Origin of the sequence: Methylorubrum rhodesianum (assembly GCF_014199985.1) — a bacterium.
Lineage (GTDB): Bacteria > Pseudomonadota > Alphaproteobacteria > Rhizobiales > Beijerinckiaceae > Methylobacterium > Methylobacterium rhodesianum.
Genome location: NZ_JACHOS010000009.1, coordinates 195,988 through 210,809, shown reverse-complemented (window position 1 = coordinate 210,809; position 14,822 = coordinate 195,988). Strand labels below are relative to the sequence as shown.

General features: G+C 68.3%; 14 protein-coding genes. 10 read left to right on the top strand and 4 right to left on the bottom strand.

What is annotated here, in order from left to right:
* Positions 1-27: 27 nt before the first annotated feature.
* From HNR01_RS15060 to map, 3 genes are all read left to right on the top strand, one after another.
* On the top strand, positions 28-1,050 hold the full coding sequence (locus HNR01_RS15060; protein WP_183668351.1) for an HlyD family secretion protein: 1,023 nt from the start codon (positions 28-30) through the stop codon (positions 1,048-1,050).
* Positions 1,047-2,654, top strand: a complete 1,608-nt coding sequence (locus tag HNR01_RS15055) for a DHA2 family efflux MFS transporter permease subunit (protein WP_183668349.1) — start codon at positions 1,047-1,049, stop codon at positions 2,652-2,654. The genes HNR01_RS15060 and HNR01_RS15055 overlap by 4 nt, the downstream gene beginning before the upstream one ends.
* Before the next feature lie 128 nt (positions 2,655-2,782).
* The gene (map, locus tag HNR01_RS15050; RefSeq protein WP_183668347.1) at positions 2,783-3,535 is read left to right on the top strand and encodes a type I methionyl aminopeptidase; all 753 of its coding nucleotides are present in this window, start codon (positions 2,783-2,785) and stop codon (positions 3,533-3,535) included.
* A gap of 19 nt (positions 3,536-3,554) precedes the next feature.
* Here the strand turns inward: map and HNR01_RS15045 are convergent, their stop codons facing one another.
* On the bottom strand, positions 3,555-3,983 hold the full coding sequence (locus HNR01_RS15045) for a protein tyrosine phosphatase family protein (protein WP_017486918.1): 429 nt from the start codon (positions 3,981-3,983) through the stop codon (positions 3,555-3,557).
* A 213-nt stretch (positions 3,984-4,196) separates the two neighbouring features.
* On the opposite strand from HNR01_RS15045, the gene HNR01_RS15040 reads away from it, so the two are divergent.
* The gene (locus HNR01_RS15040; RefSeq protein WP_017486917.1) at positions 4,197-4,574 is read left to right on the top strand and encodes a restriction endonuclease; all 378 of its coding nucleotides are present in this window, start codon (positions 4,197-4,199) and stop codon (positions 4,572-4,574) included.
* A gap of 188 nt (positions 4,575-4,762) precedes the next feature.
* On the opposite strand, the gene HNR01_RS15035 is transcribed toward HNR01_RS15040, so the two are convergent.
* On the bottom strand, positions 4,763-5,050 hold the full coding sequence (locus HNR01_RS15035; RefSeq protein WP_183668345.1) for a hypothetical protein: 288 nt from the start codon (positions 5,048-5,050) through the stop codon (positions 4,763-4,765).
* Between the two features lie 143 nt (positions 5,051-5,193).
* On the opposite strand from HNR01_RS15035, the gene HNR01_RS15030 reads away from it, so the two are divergent.
* The 3 genes from HNR01_RS15030 to HNR01_RS15020 all read left to right on the top strand — a co-directional run bounded on the left by HNR01_RS15030 (position 5,194) and on the right by HNR01_RS15020 (position 7,541).
* On the top strand, positions 5,194-5,784 hold the full coding sequence (locus HNR01_RS15030; protein ID WP_043377554.1) for a PAS domain-containing protein: 591 nt from the start codon (positions 5,194-5,196) through the stop codon (positions 5,782-5,784).
* A gap of 289 nt (positions 5,785-6,073) precedes the next feature.
* Entirely contained in the window at positions 6,074-7,228 is a 1,155-nt protein-coding gene (locus HNR01_RS15025; protein WP_183668343.1) for an acyltransferase family protein, read from the top strand.
* A gap of 97 nt (positions 7,229-7,325) precedes the next feature.
* A complete protein-coding gene (locus HNR01_RS15020; RefSeq protein ID WP_017486913.1) occupies positions 7,326-7,541 on the top strand; it encodes a DUF3606 domain-containing protein in 216 nt (71 codons plus the stop codon).
* Between the two features lie 65 nt (positions 7,542-7,606).
* Here HNR01_RS15020 and HNR01_RS15015 read toward each other — a convergent pair whose 3' ends face one another.
* Both HNR01_RS15015 and HNR01_RS15010 read right to left on the bottom strand, forming a co-directional pair.
* Entirely contained in the window at positions 7,607-8,248 is a 642-nt protein-coding gene (locus HNR01_RS15015) for a HupE/UreJ family protein (protein ID WP_183668341.1), read from the bottom strand.
* Between the two features lie 80 nt (positions 8,249-8,328).
* Positions 8,329-8,748: a flagellar biosynthesis repressor FlbT gene (locus HNR01_RS15010; protein ID WP_153876176.1), complete on the bottom strand. Its 420-nt coding sequence runs from the start codon at positions 8,746-8,748 to the stop codon at positions 8,329-8,331.
* A gap of 203 nt (positions 8,749-8,951) precedes the next feature.
* Here HNR01_RS15010 and HNR01_RS15005 point away from each other — a divergent pair, with 203 nt between their 5' ends.
* The 3 genes from HNR01_RS15005 (at position 8,952) to HNR01_RS14995 (ending at position 14,784) form a co-directional block, all read left to right on the top strand.
* Positions 8,952-10,154 carry a flagellin N-terminal helical domain-containing protein gene (locus HNR01_RS15005; protein WP_183668339.1) on the top strand — a complete coding sequence of 401 codons (1,203 nt, stop codon included), beginning with the start codon at positions 8,952-8,954 and terminating at the stop codon, positions 10,152-10,154.
* A 183-nt stretch (positions 10,155-10,337) separates the two neighbouring features.
* Positions 10,338-11,540 carry a flagellin N-terminal helical domain-containing protein gene (locus HNR01_RS15000; protein WP_183668337.1) on the top strand — a complete coding sequence of 401 codons (1,203 nt, stop codon included), beginning with the start codon at positions 10,338-10,340 and terminating at the stop codon, positions 11,538-11,540.
* A gap of 211 nt (positions 11,541-11,751) precedes the next feature.
* A complete protein-coding gene (locus HNR01_RS14995) occupies positions 11,752-14,784 on the top strand; it encodes a penicillin-binding protein 1A (RefSeq protein ID WP_183668335.1) in 3,033 nt (1,010 codons plus the stop codon).
* The last annotated feature ends 38 nt before the right edge of the window (positions 14,785-14,822 follow it).

The window sequence follows — 14,822 nt, the reverse complement described above, 5'->3', positions numbered from 1 at the left end:
AGGGAAGGCGGCGAGGGGCGACCGGGCGTGCTGCGCCGGCACCCCTGGTGGTTCGTTCTCGGCGGTCTCGCGGTGCCGGCCCTGGCTGTGGCCGCTTATGTCTATTGGTCGATCGAGCTGCATCCCTACGAGACCACCGACGACGCCTTCGTCGATGCCCGCAGCTTCACCATCGCGCCCAAGGTCGGCGGCTACGTCGTCGCCGTGCCGGTGACCGACAACCAGCATGTCCAGGCGGGCGATACGCTGTTCCAGATCGAGCCGCGCGACTACCGCGTCGCGCTGGAACAGGCCGAGGCGCAGGTTCAGGCCGCCCAGGCCTCGATCCAGAACGTCGATGCGCAGATCGAAGCGCAGAAGGCGCAGGTCGAGGTGGCGAAGGCCCAGGCCGAGACCGCGCAGGCGGCGCTGACCTTTGCCCAGGAGGATGCCGACCGCTACCGCAAGCTCGCCGAGCGCGGCGCCGGCACGATCCAGCAGTCGCAATCCTCGACCTCGACCCTGGAACAGCGCCAAGCCTCGCTGGCGAGTGCCCAGGCCAGCGTGGTCGCCGCCGAGCGGCAGGTCGGCTCGCTCCGGGCCCAACGCGCCAGCGCCGAGGCGCAGCGCGCCCAGGCCGAGGCCCAGCGCGACCAGGCCCGGCTCAACCTCGACTACACGACGGTGCGGGCCGCCCAGGCCGGGCGCGTGGTGCGCCTGACCGGCGGCGTCGGCGCCTATGCCCAGGCCGGCCAGAGCCTGTCGATGTTCGTCCCCGACGCGATGTGGGTCACGGCCAACTACAAGGAGACGCAGATCACCGACATGCGGCCGGGCCAGTCCGTCGATCTCGCGATCGACGCCTATCCCGATCGCAGGATCACCGGCCGGATCGCATCCGTGCAGCCGGGCTCGGGCACCGCCTTCAGCCTGCTGCCGGCCCAGAACGCCACCGGCAACTACGTGAAGGTGACGCAGCGCATCCCGGTGAAGATCGTGGTCGACAACTGGCCGGACGACGTCTCGATCGGCCCCGGCATGTCGGTCGTGCCGAGGGCCCACGTCCGGTGAGCGCCTCGGCAGCCCGAGCCACGGGCGGTCGGGCGAAGGCTCCGGGAGGACACAATCCCTGGATCGTCGCGCTCGTCGTGGCGCTCGCGACCTTCATGGAGGTGCTCGACACCACGATCGCCAACGTCGCCCTGCGCTACATCTCGGGGGCGCTCGCGGTGGGGCCGGACGAGTCGGCCTGGGTGGTGACGAGTTATCTGGTCGCCAACGCCATCACGCTGATCGCGTCGAGCTTTCTCGCCAAGCGCTTCGGCCGCAAGGCTTTCTTCATGTGGTCGGTGGCGCTGTTCACGCTCTCGTCGGTCCTGTGCGGCTTCGCCTGGAGCCTCGAATCGCTGCTGTTCTTCCGTGTGCTCCAGGGGCTCGGCGGCGGCGGCATGGCGCCGCTGGCACAGTCGATCCTGGCCGATTCCTTCCCGCCCGAGAAGCGCGGGCAGGCCTTCGCGCTCTACGGGGTCGCCATCGTCGTGGCCCCGGTGATCGGCCCGACGCTCGGCGGCTGGCTCTCCGACAACGCCTCCTGGCACTGGTGCTTCCTGATCAACGGCCCCGTGGGGGTGATCTCCCTCGTGCTGATGTACCTCCTCATCGAGGACAGCGAGGCGGCCAAGCGCGAGCGGCGCACCTTGCGCAGACAGGGCGTGCGCTTCGATCTCGTCGGCTTCCTGCTGGTGGCGACATTCCTCGGCTCGCTCGAGGTCATCCTCGACGAGGGCCAGCGCAAGGACTGGTTCGGCACCTCGACCCTGATGAACGTGTTCGGTCTGCTCACCCTCGTCTCGTTCCTCGCCATGATCCCGTGGCTGCTGAGAGCGAAGAACCCGGTCATCGATCTGAGGCTTCTCGCCCGGCGGCAGTTCAGCGCCTGCTTCGTGGTGATGCTGTTCACCGGCGCGGTGCTGATCTCCACCACGCAGTTCATCCCGCAGATCACGCAGGAATATTACGGCTACACCGCCACCCTGTCGGGACTGGTGCTCGGGCCCGGCGGCATCATGACCGTGGTCTCGATGCTCGTGATCGGCCGCGTCTCGTCGTTCATCCAGCCGAAATGGCTGATCGCCACGGGCGGGCTGATCGTGGCCCTGGGCCTCTACGACCTCACCCGGCTCTACGGCGATAGCACCTTCGGGTTCTTCGCGTGGTCGCGGATCTATATCGGCATCGGCCTACCGATGATCTTCCTCTCGGTGACCTCCGCCTCCTACGAGGGGCTGGCGAAGGGCCAGACCGATCAGGCCTCGGCGCTGATCAACGTGGCGCGCAACGTCGGCGGATCGATGGGCGTCTCGCTCGCCCAGAACGTGCTGGCCGACCGCAGCCAGTTCCACCAGAGCCGCCTCGTCGACACGCTCGATCCGTCGAGCCCGACCTACCAGCAGGCCCTGGCCGAGGCGACGCGCTATTTCCAGCAGCACGGCTTCGCCGGCCCCGACGCGCAGAACCAAGCCATCGCCTGGATCGGGCAGCAGCTCGCGACGCAGGTCGCCTACTGGGCCTATATCGACGTGTTCTGGGTGCTCGCGGCACTCACCGCCTGCCTCGTCCCGCTGGCGCTCATCCTGAAGACGGTGAAGCTCGGCGGCGCCACGGCGGCGCATTGACCGACGCCGAGATGCCGGCCGCTCGGCACCGAGGGTTCTGCAAGAGGGTTTCCGAGGGTTCGCCCGGCTCGGCAAAGATGGCACAAGCGCACGGCCGGAGCCGCTCCGGCCGTGCGGGGGACGCGGACATGACGGTGTCGAACGATGACGAGCTGGCCGGGCTGAAGCGGATCGGACGCATCGTGGCCGATACGCTGGCGGTGATGGGCCGGGCGATCGAGCCGGGCATGACCACGCGCGAACTCGATGCCGTCGGGCGGGCCTTCCTGGAAGTGGAAGGGGCGCGCTCGGCGCCGGAGACGGTCTACGCCTTTCCGGGCGCGACCTGCATCAGCGTCAACGAGGAGATCGCCCACGGCATTCCGGGCGAGCGTCGGATCGGTCCGGGCGATCTGGTCAATATCGACGTCTCGGCCGAGAAGGACGGCTACTTCTCCGATACCGGAGCCTCCTTCGCCGTGCCGCCGGTGACGCGCGCGGTCGAGCGGCTGTGCAAGGACGGGCGCCGGGCGATGTGGTCGGGTCTGCGGCAGGTCGGGGCCGGCAAGCCGCTCTCGGGCATCGGCCGGGCGGTGGGCAGCTTCGCGCACAAGAACGGCTACACGCTGGTGCGCAACCTCGCGAGCCATGGGATCGGCCGGTCGCTGCACGAGGAGCCGACCGAGATCGCAACCTGGCCCGACCCGTCCGAGCGGCGGATCATGCGCGAGGGCATGGTGCTGACGGTCGAGCCGTTCCTGTCGCTCGGCGCCGACTTCGCCGAGGACGGCGACGATCCCTGGACGCTCTACAGCCGGCCCAGCGCCCTCACGGTGCAGTACGAGCACACCGTTGTCGCCACGCGCAACGGGCCGCTGATCCTGACCATGCCGGGGCAGTGAGCGGGGCGCGGCGTCACTCTCAGCCCGCGTTTGCGTCGAGCCAGCGCTCGGCGCCGGAGAGGTCGTAGCCGTGGCGCGCCCCGTAGGCCGCCACCTCGTCGCGCCCGAGGCGTCCGGCCAGCACTTCGCCGATCACCCAGAGCGTCAGCGAGCGTGTTCCGCTGCGGCAATGGGCGACGACCGGGCCCGGCGCCGCCTCGACCGCCGCGTGGAAGCGCTCCACGGCCTCGCGGGTGAGGGTGGGGCCGGTCACCGGCAGGTCGAGATAGCGCAGGCCCGCCGCCTCCGCCGCCGCCCGCTCGGCCGCCGCGCCGGGCTGGCCCGGCTCCTCGCCGTCGGGACGGTTGTTGATGAGAAGGCTCACGCCCTCCGCTCCGAGGGCCTCGATCTCGGCAAGGCTCGGCTGGTGGGCCACGGAGAGCTTGGAATCGATGGTTGTCCGCTTCATGCCGCTCGTCCCCGATGCCCGTGGCCGGTATGCCCGCGCGGGCAGGGGTAACCTGGGCTCCGCGCGGCAACAAGGCGCGGGCGCAGCCTCAGCGGGCGCTCCAGGGCACCGAGCCGGCGGCGCACGTGACGCAGGGGAGGACGGGAGCCGCGGGGCCCCACCGTCCGTTTGCCCCGCGTCCGGCGGGACCGGAATGTTGAACGGAGAGACGGGGTGGTAGGGCGGCGCTCCCGTCGCTGGCGCGACGCGGATCCCGAGACGCACGGCCCGAAGCCGGCGGGCACGCCGGTCTGCCCGCTCTGCGAGCGCCCAATTCCTGCGCATGCGCGCCAGAGCCTGCATCACCTCACGCCGAAGCTGAAGGGCGGCGCGCACGGAGCGACCGTGCGGCTCCACCAGATCTGCCACTCGGCGATCCACGCCCGTTACAGCGAGGCCGAGATCGCCCGCAGGCTGGCCGAAGTCGAAGCCCTCCGCACCGATCCCGAGATCGCCCGTTTCCTCGATTGGGTGCGCGGCAAGCCCGATGATTTCCACGCGCCCACCCGTATGACCCGCGCGCGACGGGGCGACGGAGGTCTGCGTCGATAGGGCGAGGGTCGGAGTGACGGTCGGTCGTCCGGCTGACCGGATGAGATACGGTTCCAGTTGTGTATTCTTTCGACGAACCGGTTTTCGCTTCGTCGAAGGTGCGCTGGTCGATCCGGTGATCCTTCCGGAATTGTCGCATCGGCCCGCCCGGGCGTGGCGCCGGCTGGCCGATACGGGCGCAAGCCGTATCAATTCTTGAGATGCGTCCTGAGAAGCAGATCGATGAGTGCGATCATCGCGTCATGCTGTGGGGTTTCTCCGTCGTGTCGCAAGAACAGCGACACGCATTCCTCTCTCGTGCCCTGATCCCCGTCGATCCGGCGAACGACGGGTCGACCCTGCTCGTCGAGCGTCACCAGCCACCGCGTGCCGTCCGCCTCCGCATGCAGGTGGTAACATTCTTTTGATGTCCAGAAGGCATTGACTGGAACGCCGAGCACGTCTGCGAGTTCACGCAGGCGATTTGATTTCGTCATAGGAACGGGCCGGTCCTGATTCCGGAGAGGGTATACGTGCATGTTCTTAGACTGCCCTCATTATCAGGACAGCTGATCAGCAAAATGATGCAAACTCCTCCTTTGGTCGCCATCTTAGATTAACGTACGCGGGGTGTCGGGGTATGCCGTATGATACGCGTCGATACTGGCTTGGATCTCTACCTGACGCTCTGATTGCCTCCCAAGTTGGAATTTGGGAAACAGACCTGAGCAACGACCGAACCGTTGCCGATGCCGTCACCGCCACGTTGTTCAATCTCGACTCGATGCAGGCCGCGCACGGATTGCCTCTGGCGGCCTATGTCGAGGCGATCCTGCCGGCCGACCGGGAGGCGTTTTTCACCAGCCTTGATCGCGTCAGCGAGCATGGCGGCGTGTTCGTGGGTGAGTATCGCGTGTGCTCGGCAGCGAGCGGGGTGCAGTGGGTCCTGGCCCGGGGGCACTTCGAGCGCGATGACCAAACGGGAGAGGTCGTCGGGCGCGGCATCGTCGTCAACACGACCGAGAGCAAGCTCAACTGGCCGGCCGAGGATCGCACGTTCTTTGTCCTGCACAAGAAAGAGCCGCCGCTCGAGCGTCTCGCAAGCTACGCACTCCAAGCACGGCGCACGCTGGATGACGTGGCTGAGCACGAGAAGCCGGCGCTGCGACTGGCCGTTGATGCGTTGCTCTGGGCCGTCGGGCGGGCAATTGCCAAGCGAGGCCAACTCTGAAGAGCACCTCACGGCCGGAGAACCGCATCCGCTCGAAGTCGAAGACTATTCTTCGCGGAACTGAGCGAAGCGGCTTGCCAGCGAAGTCCCGTCGCTCGCCGGACGCACCGATGCTCGTCTCCGGGCCACACCGCCTGCCGCGGGAGTCGGCACAGTTGCTTCGGAAATTCTGCGAGAGCCTTGGCGGGACATTAACCGCGCAGTGAGATCGCCGAGCGGCGCTGGGCTGCCCTTAACCCTCGGGTGCGACGGTCGAGGCTCGATCCCGTCCGCACGAGGTCCGCCCGCCATGACCGCAGCGCCCATCGCGGCCACCCGCCCCCTTCGCCCGCTTCCCGAGGAGGCTGCCCGGCTCGCCTGGGTCGATGTCGCCAAGGGCCTGTGCATCATCCTCGTCGTGATGATGCACTCGACGCTCGGCACCGGCGAGGCGCTCGGCGGCGAGGGCTTCCTGCACGATGTCGTCGAGTTCGCCAGGCCGTTCCGGATCCCCGACTTCTTCCTGCTCTCGGGGCTCTTCCTCGGCCGAGTGATCGACCGCGACTGGCGCCTGTTCGCGGATCGGCGGGTGGTTCACTTCGCCTATTTCTACGCGCTGTGGGTGGTGATCCAATCGCTGTTCAAGGCCGGATCGATCGTCGCCGGGGCGGAGGGACCGGCGGACAAGCTCGCCGCGTTCGGCCTCCACCTCGCCGAGGCGCTGGTGGTGCCTTACTCGACGCTGTGGTTCGTCTACCTGCTCGCCGTGTTCTCGGTGGTGACGAAGCTGCTCCACCGCCGGGTGCCGCCGGCTCTGCTGCTCGTCGCGGCGGCCGTGCTGCAGATCCTGCCGACGAGCGGCCTGCCCGAACTGCTGGACGAGTTCTGCGAGCGGTACGTCTACTTCCTGGGCGGCTATCTCTTCGCCGAGTGGATCTTCCGCTTCGCCGACCGGGTGCGCGAGCGGGCGGGCCTGGCGCTCGCCGGCCTTGCCCTGTGGGCGGCGATGGAGGCCGTGTTCGTGTTCACGCCGACGGGGATCGAGAGCCTGCCGACGCTCGCGCGCCTTCCGGTGGTGAGCCTCGGGCTCGGCACCGTCGGGGCGCTCGCCATCGTCGCCTTCGCCGCGCTGATGACCCGCGCCGGTGGGCCGGTGACCGCCGCCCTGCGCGCCTGCGGCGAGCGGTCCATCGTGATCTATCTCGGCTTCTTCCTGCCGATGGCGCTGACCCGCACCCTGATCGCCAAGTTCAACGGGACTCAGCCCGATCTCGCCCTCGATGTCGGGCTCGCGAGCCTCGTCGTCACCGCGGCGGCGGTCACGGTGCCCCTCGTCTTCGCGCGGCTGGTGCGCGGCACGCCTCTGGACTTCCTGTTCCGGCGCCCGGCCGCCTTCCACATCGCGCCCGCACCGGCCTCTCCGTCGCGTCTGCGGCCCGGGCCGGTGGCCCCGCGCGAGGCATGAGTCGAAAGGCCCGACTTCGGAACCATCCCGCCCCGCTCGCCGGTTTGTCCCCTTTGGCCCGCCTGCCGTGGCGGGCGCGATGAAACGGAGCCGGAGCATGGTGCAGGAAGCGTCCGACGAGGGACATGCGGTGAGCGGGGATCCCGCCCAGGTGGTGCTCGACGCGCCGCGCGACCGTGCCTACTGGGCACGCCGGTTCGAGGTGCCGGCCGAGCAGGTGCAGGCGGCGGTCGAGGCGGTCGGCCCCGACGCGGCCCGGGTCGCCGCCCATCTCGGCAAGCCCTGGCCCTACGAGAAGAGCGGCATCGTCTGAGGCCGCCCTCCGCGTCCCTCCACGACAGGGCGGGTGCCTGACGGACCCGCCTCAGGCCTCCCGCCTCAAGCCCCCTGGGCGAGGATGGTGAGGCCCGCCACGGTGAGGGCGCCCCCCAGGAGGCGCGCGAGGACCGGCACGGCGACGGGCCGAGCCCCGGTCAGGCGGCCCAGGCCGATCCCGGCACAGTGCAGCGCCGCCGTGGCGGCGAGGAAACCGGTGCCGTAGCCGAGGCCGGCGGCGGTCTCCGGTCTCTCGGCGCCGTGGGCAAGTCCGTGAAACACGGCAAATCCGCCGACCAAGGCCATCAGCGCCGCGAGCGGGGCCTCGACGCGCAGGGCGAGTGCAAGCCCGAACGCCACCACCGACAGGCCGATGCCGATCTCGGCATGGGGCGGGACGAGACCCGCCAGGCCGAGCCCGGCCCCCAGCGTCATCATCGCGAGGAAGGCGAGCGGCAGCGCCCACAGGGCCCGGCCGCCGTAGAGCGCCGCGAGCAGGCCGACCGCGACCATGGCGAGCACGTGGTCGGCGCCCCCGAGCGGATGCAGGAAGCCCTGCAGGGCACTCTGCAAGCTGCCGTCGACGAGTCCGTCCATCTCGCCTTGGCCGACGCGGCCATGGCCGGGATGCGCGAGCCCCGCCTGCGGCAGAAGCACCAAGCCGGCCGTCAGGCCGGTCGTCGCGAGGGCCGACACACGCGTCATGTTCGATCCGACTCCCGTTGAGGTCTGCCCGGTGGAAAGCAAGAATGCGACCGCCCCTTGAGAGGCGCGGCGGCGTCCGCTCAGCCCTGCGCTGGCGCACCCGTGTCCTGGCTCGCCTCGAGATGGTCGAGGAGGTGGCGCTCGTAGGCGATCAACTCGCGCCCGCGCTTGATCGCGCGGTGATATTGCCGTGCCGAGAGCTCGTCCTGGATCGCCAGGATGTAGGGTCCCATGCTCGGCGACGCCTTCATGATCTCGGTGGCTTGGCGCACGAACAGATCCTCGGCCTCCGGCGGGTTGTCGGCGAGGTAGATGAACTGGAGCGTGACGCAGAGCCGCTTGGCGGCGGTGTCGGCCTCGGTCTCGGTGATGATTTCGCTCTCGCGCAGGAACTTGCACTGGTTCTCGATCACGAAGGTCGAGCGGCGGTCGCCATTGCGGATCAGTGCGCCGTTGATGATCAGCCGCTCCTGAGGTTTCAGTTCGATGCGCAGAGCCATGGTGAACAAATCCTTGATTGGGCAAAACGAAGAAAAGGCGGCGAACTTTTCTTAACCATGATCGCAGCGCTGATCGCGATGTGGGCGTTTGACGGGCGAAAGCCCCTGAATTCGATGGTCGGATTAAGGTCTCGGCAAGGCGCGGGGTGGAGGGTCCGGGTGTCGCCAAAAGGGCGGCATCAAGACCCACAAGGATCGCCCCCATGTCTTCCGGCATCACGCTTTCGGCCTCCACCCGTCAGAACCTGCTCTCGCTGCAGGACACCGCGGGCCTGACGGCCACCACTCAAAACCGCCTCGCCACCGGCCTCAAGGTTTCCTCCGCCCTCGACAGCCCCGTCAACTTCTTCACCGCGCAGAACCTGTCGAACCGCTCGACCGATCTCGGCGGCCTGCTCGACGGCATCTCGAACGGCATCCAGGCGATCCAGGCGGCCAACCAGGGCATCACCTCGATCCAGAAGCTGATCGACTCGGCCAAATCCACCGCCAATCAGGCGCTGTCGACCCAGATCACCACCACCGGCACCGCGACCAGCGACTTCGCCGCGTCCACGACCTCCTCCACCACCGTCAACTTCTACGTCAACGGTGTGACCAAGTCGGCGACCATCGCCTCCAACGCGACGATCGACGCGGCGATCACGGCGCTGAACTCGGCGGCCGGCACCAACGTGACGATGTTCTCGAAGGACACGACCGGCAAGAAGATCGTGCTGAACGCCAGCTCCGCGGTCGAGTTCAAGGCCACCGGCGACCAGGCCGCCCTCGGCTTCGCCCAGGGCACCACGAGCACGGCCAACAAGTACGGCTCCAGCAACGACGCCATCTCCGCCGGCAGCGACCTGACGGTGTCGGGTGTCGATGCCCGCAAGAAGCTGTCCGAGCAGTACAACAGCCTGCTGACGCAGATCACGCAGCTGGCCAAGGATTCGAGCTTCAACGGCACCAACCTGATCAGCAACGGCGATCCGTCCAACAAGCTGCACATCGCCTTCAACGAGAAGGACAGCTCCAACCTCGACGTGCAGGGTCAGGACCTCACGGCTGACGGCCTGAAGCTGACCTCGATCACCGGCAACTCGGGTTCCTCGGTGAACGGTCAGGGCAACTTCCTGCTCGATACCGACATCAAGGGCACCCTGACCAAGCTGGGTTCTGCCTCCGACACCCTGCGCTCGGCGAGCTCGACCTTCGGTTCGAACCTCTCCGTGGTGCAGAACCGCCAGAGCTTCTCGAAGAACCTGATCAACGTGCTCGATACCGGCGCGGCGAACCTGACCAACGCCGACCTCAACCTGGAAGCGGCCAATTCCCAGGCGCTCTCGACCCGCCAGTCGCTCGGCATCTCGGCGCTGTCGCTGGCTAACCAGGCACAGCAGAGCATCCTCCAGCTCCTGCGCTGATCGCGCAATCTGAGACGCTGGACTCCGAAAAGGAGACGGCCGGAGCCTTGCTCCGGCCGTCTCTCTCATCGAAAATCGAGAAATCTTGATGTCGAGAAGGGAGCGTTAACGCTACGGCAACCCGAGACGTGGTGAATTAACCCTAATGCCAGTTCGGTATCGATCTGAACGGGGTTGTCACCCATGTCTTCCAGCGTCACGCTTTCCGCCGCCACCCGTCAGAACCTGCTCTCGCTGCAGGACACCTCGGCGCTAACGGCAACGACCCAGAACCGCCTCGCCACCGGCCTCAAGGTTTCCTCCGCCCTCGACAACCCGGTCAACTTCTTCACCGCGCAGTCCTTCAACAGCCGGTCGGGCGACCTCGGCGCGTTGCTCGATTCGATTTCGAACGGCATCCAGACGATCCAGGCGGCCAACCAGGGCATCACCTCGATCCAGAAGCTGATCGACTCGGCCAAGTCCACCGCCAACCAGGCGCTGTCGACCCAGATCACCACGACCGGCACCGCCACGAACGACTTCGCCGCCTCCACGACCACCGCCACCACCGTGAACTTCTACGTCAACGGTGTGAGCAAGTCGGCGACCATCGCCTCCAACGCGACGATCGACGCGGCGATCTCGGCGCTCAACTCGGCGGCCGGCACCAACGTGACGATGTTCTCGAAGGACACGACCGGCAAGAAGATCGTGCTGAACGCCAGCTCCGCGGTCGAGTTCAAGGCGACCGGCGACCAGGCCGCCATCGGCTTCGCTCAGGGCACCACGAGCACGGCTGCCAAGTACGGCACCAGCAACGACACCATCTCCGCCGGCAGCGACCTGACGGTGTCGGGTGTCGATGCCCGCAAGAAGCTTTCCGAGCAGTACAACAGCCTGTTGATCCAGATCACGCAGCTGGCCAAGGATTCGAGCTTCAACGGCGTGAACCTGATCAGCAACGGCGATCCCTCGAACAAGCTGCACATCGCCTTCAACGAGCGGGACACCGCCAACCTCGACGTGCAGGGTCAGGACCTGACGGCCGACGGCCTGAAGCTGACCCCGATCACCGGCAACTCGGGTTCCTCGGTGAACGGTCAGGGCAGCTTCCTGCTCGACACCGACATCAAGGGTACGCTCTCCGGCCTGACCAAGGCCTCGGACACGCTGCGCACGGCGAGCTCGACCTTCGGTTCGAACCTCTCCGTGGTGCAGAACCGGCAGGACTTCACCAAGCGGATCGTCAACATCCTCGATACCGGCGCGGCGAACCTGACCAACGCCGACCTCAACGAAGAGGCCGCCAACTCGCAGGCGCTGTCGACGCGTCAGTCGCTGGGCATCTCGGCGCTGTCGCTCGCCAACCAGGCGCAGCAGGGCATCCTTCAGCTCCTGCGCTGATCGGCGGCATCGATCCGCGCAAGAGGGTTGGGGATCAGGGGCGATCGCGCGGAGCGGTCGCCCCTTTTCGTCGTGCGAGCCGCGCATCCCCGACCTGTGCCCGCCCCGTCGTGTCCGGGCGAGCGCGTCCATAAATCAGCCGCGTTGTGCGCCGCTTGATCGGCACCGACACGCTGTCCGTGGCGTGCCGGCCGGAATCCTCAAACGCTCGATGAACGCCATCCTGATCAAGCTGTTCGCGACCGCGCTGACCCTTTCCCAGGTCACGACGCGGCCGGACGCGGTGCGGACGCAGTTCGACCCCGCCAAGGACGGCCCCGAGGTCGTGGCGATCCTGCGCGACGGCTGCGCCCACATGCGCAAGTCCTTCGACATCGAGGACATCAATCTCGACGAACTGATCTCCACGGCCATGGAGGATCCGAGCGCGGTGGCCGGCGACAACGCGCCCAAGATCCTGCACGGGCTCGATCTCAACGAACTGAACACGAGCTACAAGCAGTTCTGCAAGGGCGAGAACCCGGCCAATTCCCCCTTCGAGGCGGGGGCGGTGATCGCCTTCTACAACAATGCCGTGAAGGACCTGCCCTCGGCCGAGGCCCTGCGCGACATCAAGCTGCCCAGCGCCAGTGTGATCCTCGACGGGGCGGGCAAACCGTTCTCGGAGACCTTCGAGTCCCACGGCCGGCGCCTCGTGGTGCCGATCAGCACGGTGCCCGACCTCGTCCGGCAAGCTTTCGTCGCGGCCGAGGACAAGCGCTTCTACCAGCACCACGGCATCGACGAGCGCGGCGTGATCCGCGCCTTCGTCGGCAACCTCGCTTCGCCTGGACGCCCGGCGGGCGGCTCGACCATCACGCAGCAGGTCGTGAAGAACCTGTCGGTGGGCGACGACGTCACCTACGAGCGCAAGATCCGCGAGATGATCGTGGCCTCGCGGCTGGAGAAGCTCCAGACCAAGCCGCAGATCCTCGGGCTCTATCTCAACGGGATCTATCTCGGCCGCGGCGCCTACGGCATCGAGATGGCGGCGCGCAGCTGGTTCGGGAAATCGGTGGGCGCGCTCACCCTGCCCGAGGCCGCCCTCCTCGCCGGCCTGCCGAAGGGGCCGAACTACTACAGCCCCGACAAGTACCCCGAACGGGCGCGGGAGCGCCGCGCCTACGTGCTCAGCCGGATGAAGGAAGAGGGCACGATCACCGAGGCGCAGATGACGACGGCGATGGCCTCGGACCTCGGCATCAAGCCGCCGGACGCTGCGCGCCAGGATTCCGGCTTCTACCTCGTCGATCACCTGACCCGGGAGGCGCGCAGCTTCGCCGGGCTCGAGTCGCTCACCAGCGCGAGCTACACTGTGCGCGCCACGGTGAATGCCGGCTTGCAGAGCGCGCTGGAGAGTGCGCTGCAGGAGGGGCTCGCGACCTACGAGCGCGGCACCGGCCGCGCCCGCTACGAGGGGCCGGAGCTGAACCTCGCCGAGACCGTGAAGAGGATCGAGGCCGCCTCACCCGCGCCGGAGCCCGCTGCCGAGCCGGTGCCGGAGGTGAAGAAGGGCGGCCGGAAAGCGGCTGCGGCGAAGGCCCCGACCAAACCCGCGGTGCAGCCGGCGTGGCAGCGCGCGCTGGTCTCCGCCCGGCCGCCTCTCTACGACGTGCGCTGGCCGCTCGCCGTCGTGCTCCAGACGGGCAAGAACGGCACCAGGGTCGGCCTGCCCGACGGACGGGTCGCGAGCCTGGAGCCGGGTCCCGCGCGGGGAAAACTCCAGCTCTACGATGCCGTGCGGGTGCGCCTGCGCGAGGGCAGGGGCAGCCTCCGCGCCGACCTGCGGGTGCGCCCCACCGTCCAGGGCGCGGCCCTCGTGCTGGAGAACCGCACGGGCAGAATCCTGGCGATGAGCGGAGGCTTCTCCTACCCGTTGAGCCAGCTCAACCGGGTGACGCAGACCGTGCGCCAGCCGGGCTCGACCCTGAAACCGCTGACCTACCTCGCCGCGCTGAACGCCGGCCTCCAGCCCAACACGCTGGTGATGGACGCCGCCGTGACCCTGCCGCCGATCGGCGGAACTGGCGATTCGTGGTCCCCGAAGAACTATGACGGCGGCGGCTCCGGCGCGACGACGATCCGGCGTGGGCTCGAATTCTCGAAGAACCTCGTCACGGCCCGCCTGCTCCAGGGCGGCATCGCCGCCAAGGCCCCCGACAGCCTGCAGCGGGTCTGCGACATCGCGCTGGAGGCTCAGCTCTACGCCGAGTGCGAGCGCTACTATCCCTTCGTGCTCGGCGCCCAGCCGGTTCGGATGATCGATCTGGCCAGCTTCTACGCCGCCATCGCCAACGAGGGCGCGCGCCCGAGCGCCTACGCCCTGGAATCGGTCGAGCGCGACGGCAAGCCGGTCTACAGCCATCCCGACAAGGCGCCGGTGCGGATCGGATCGGCCGACCGCGTCGCCTTCTACCAGCTCAAGACCATGCTCCAGGGCGTGACCCAGCACGGCACGGCCGCGGCGCTCTCGGGCATCTCAGCCTACGTCGCGGGCAAGACCGGCACTTCGGAGAACGAGAACGACGCGTGGTTCGCCGGCTTCTCGAACGAGATCACGGTGGTGGTCTGGGCCGGCTACGACAACGCCGACGGCGTGCGCCGCACGCTGGGCCGCGGCCAGACCGGTGGTCACGTCTCGGTGCCGATCGCGAAAGCGATCTTTCAGGCGGCCTGGGCCAACGGGGTCGCGCGCACGCCGCTGGCACCGCCGTCGCCCGAAGCGAAGGCGTTCATCGCCGACCTGCCGATCGAGCCGAGGAGCGGCCAGCGCGTCGCGGGCGGCGGCTTCATCGAACATTTCCGCCTCAAGGGGGGGCAGGTCGCCGACACGCAATACGCGCTGGTGCCGCGCGACACGCTCTATGCCATGCGCCCCGACGCGGAGGATGGCGATTACGGCAATGCCGAGGACGGGGCGGACGTCGCCGGCGACCTCTTCGGCAACCTGCCGGGCGGGCGCCGCAGCACCGACGATCCCTTCGCCCAGCGCCGCAGCGCCGAGACGGAGTCCGATCGGACGGCCGATCCCTGGGGCCTGCGCCGCGACCGGCGGGAGGACCCGCAAGCCTGGCCCGGCCGCGACCGCTACGGGCAGGTCAATCCGGTGCCGTTCGGCTCGCCCTTCGACGACGACGGCGACACCCGCGCCCGCCAGCGCCGCCGCGATCCCGACTACCTGTTCGGCGACGACCCCGGCTACTGACACCACGCCCTTCGACGCTTTCCCCTCACCGATTCATC

What these genes read in the sequence shown, in the direction of transcription:
- map (WP_183668347.1), top strand. Translation starts at nt 2,783, where the DNA reads ATGACGGTGTCGAACGATGACGAGCTGGCCGGGCTGAAGCGGATCGGA.
- HNR01_RS15045 (WP_017486918.1), bottom strand. Translation starts at nt 3,983, where the DNA reads ATGAAGCGGACAACCATCGATTCCAAGCTCTCCGTGGCCCACCAGCCG.
- HNR01_RS15035 (WP_183668345.1), bottom strand. Translation starts at nt 5,050, where the DNA reads ATGACGAAATCAAATCGCCTGCGTGAACTCGCAGACGTGCTCGGCGTT.
- HNR01_RS15030 (WP_043377554.1), top strand. Translation starts at nt 5,194, where the DNA reads ATGCCGTATGATACGCGTCGATACTGGCTTGGATCTCTACCTGACGCT.
- HNR01_RS15025 (WP_183668343.1), top strand. Translation starts at nt 6,074, where the DNA reads ATGACCGCAGCGCCCATCGCGGCCACCCGCCCCCTTCGCCCGCTTCCC.
- HNR01_RS15020 (WP_017486913.1), top strand. Translation starts at nt 7,326, where the DNA reads ATGGTGCAGGAAGCGTCCGACGAGGGACATGCGGTGAGCGGGGATCCC.
- HNR01_RS15015 (WP_183668341.1), bottom strand. Translation starts at nt 8,248, where the DNA reads ATGACGCGTGTGTCGGCCCTCGCGACGACCGGCCTGACGGCCGGCTTG.
- HNR01_RS15010 (WP_153876176.1), bottom strand. Translation starts at nt 8,748, where the DNA reads ATGGCTCTGCGCATCGAACTGAAACCTCAGGAGCGGCTGATCATCAAC.
- HNR01_RS15005 (WP_183668339.1), top strand. Translation starts at nt 8,952, where the DNA reads ATGTCTTCCGGCATCACGCTTTCGGCCTCCACCCGTCAGAACCTGCTC.
- HNR01_RS15000 (WP_183668337.1), top strand. Translation starts at nt 10,338, where the DNA reads ATGTCTTCCAGCGTCACGCTTTCCGCCGCCACCCGTCAGAACCTGCTC.
- HNR01_RS14995 (WP_183668335.1), top strand. Translation starts at nt 11,752, where the DNA reads ATGAACGCCATCCTGATCAAGCTGTTCGCGACCGCGCTGACCCTTTCC.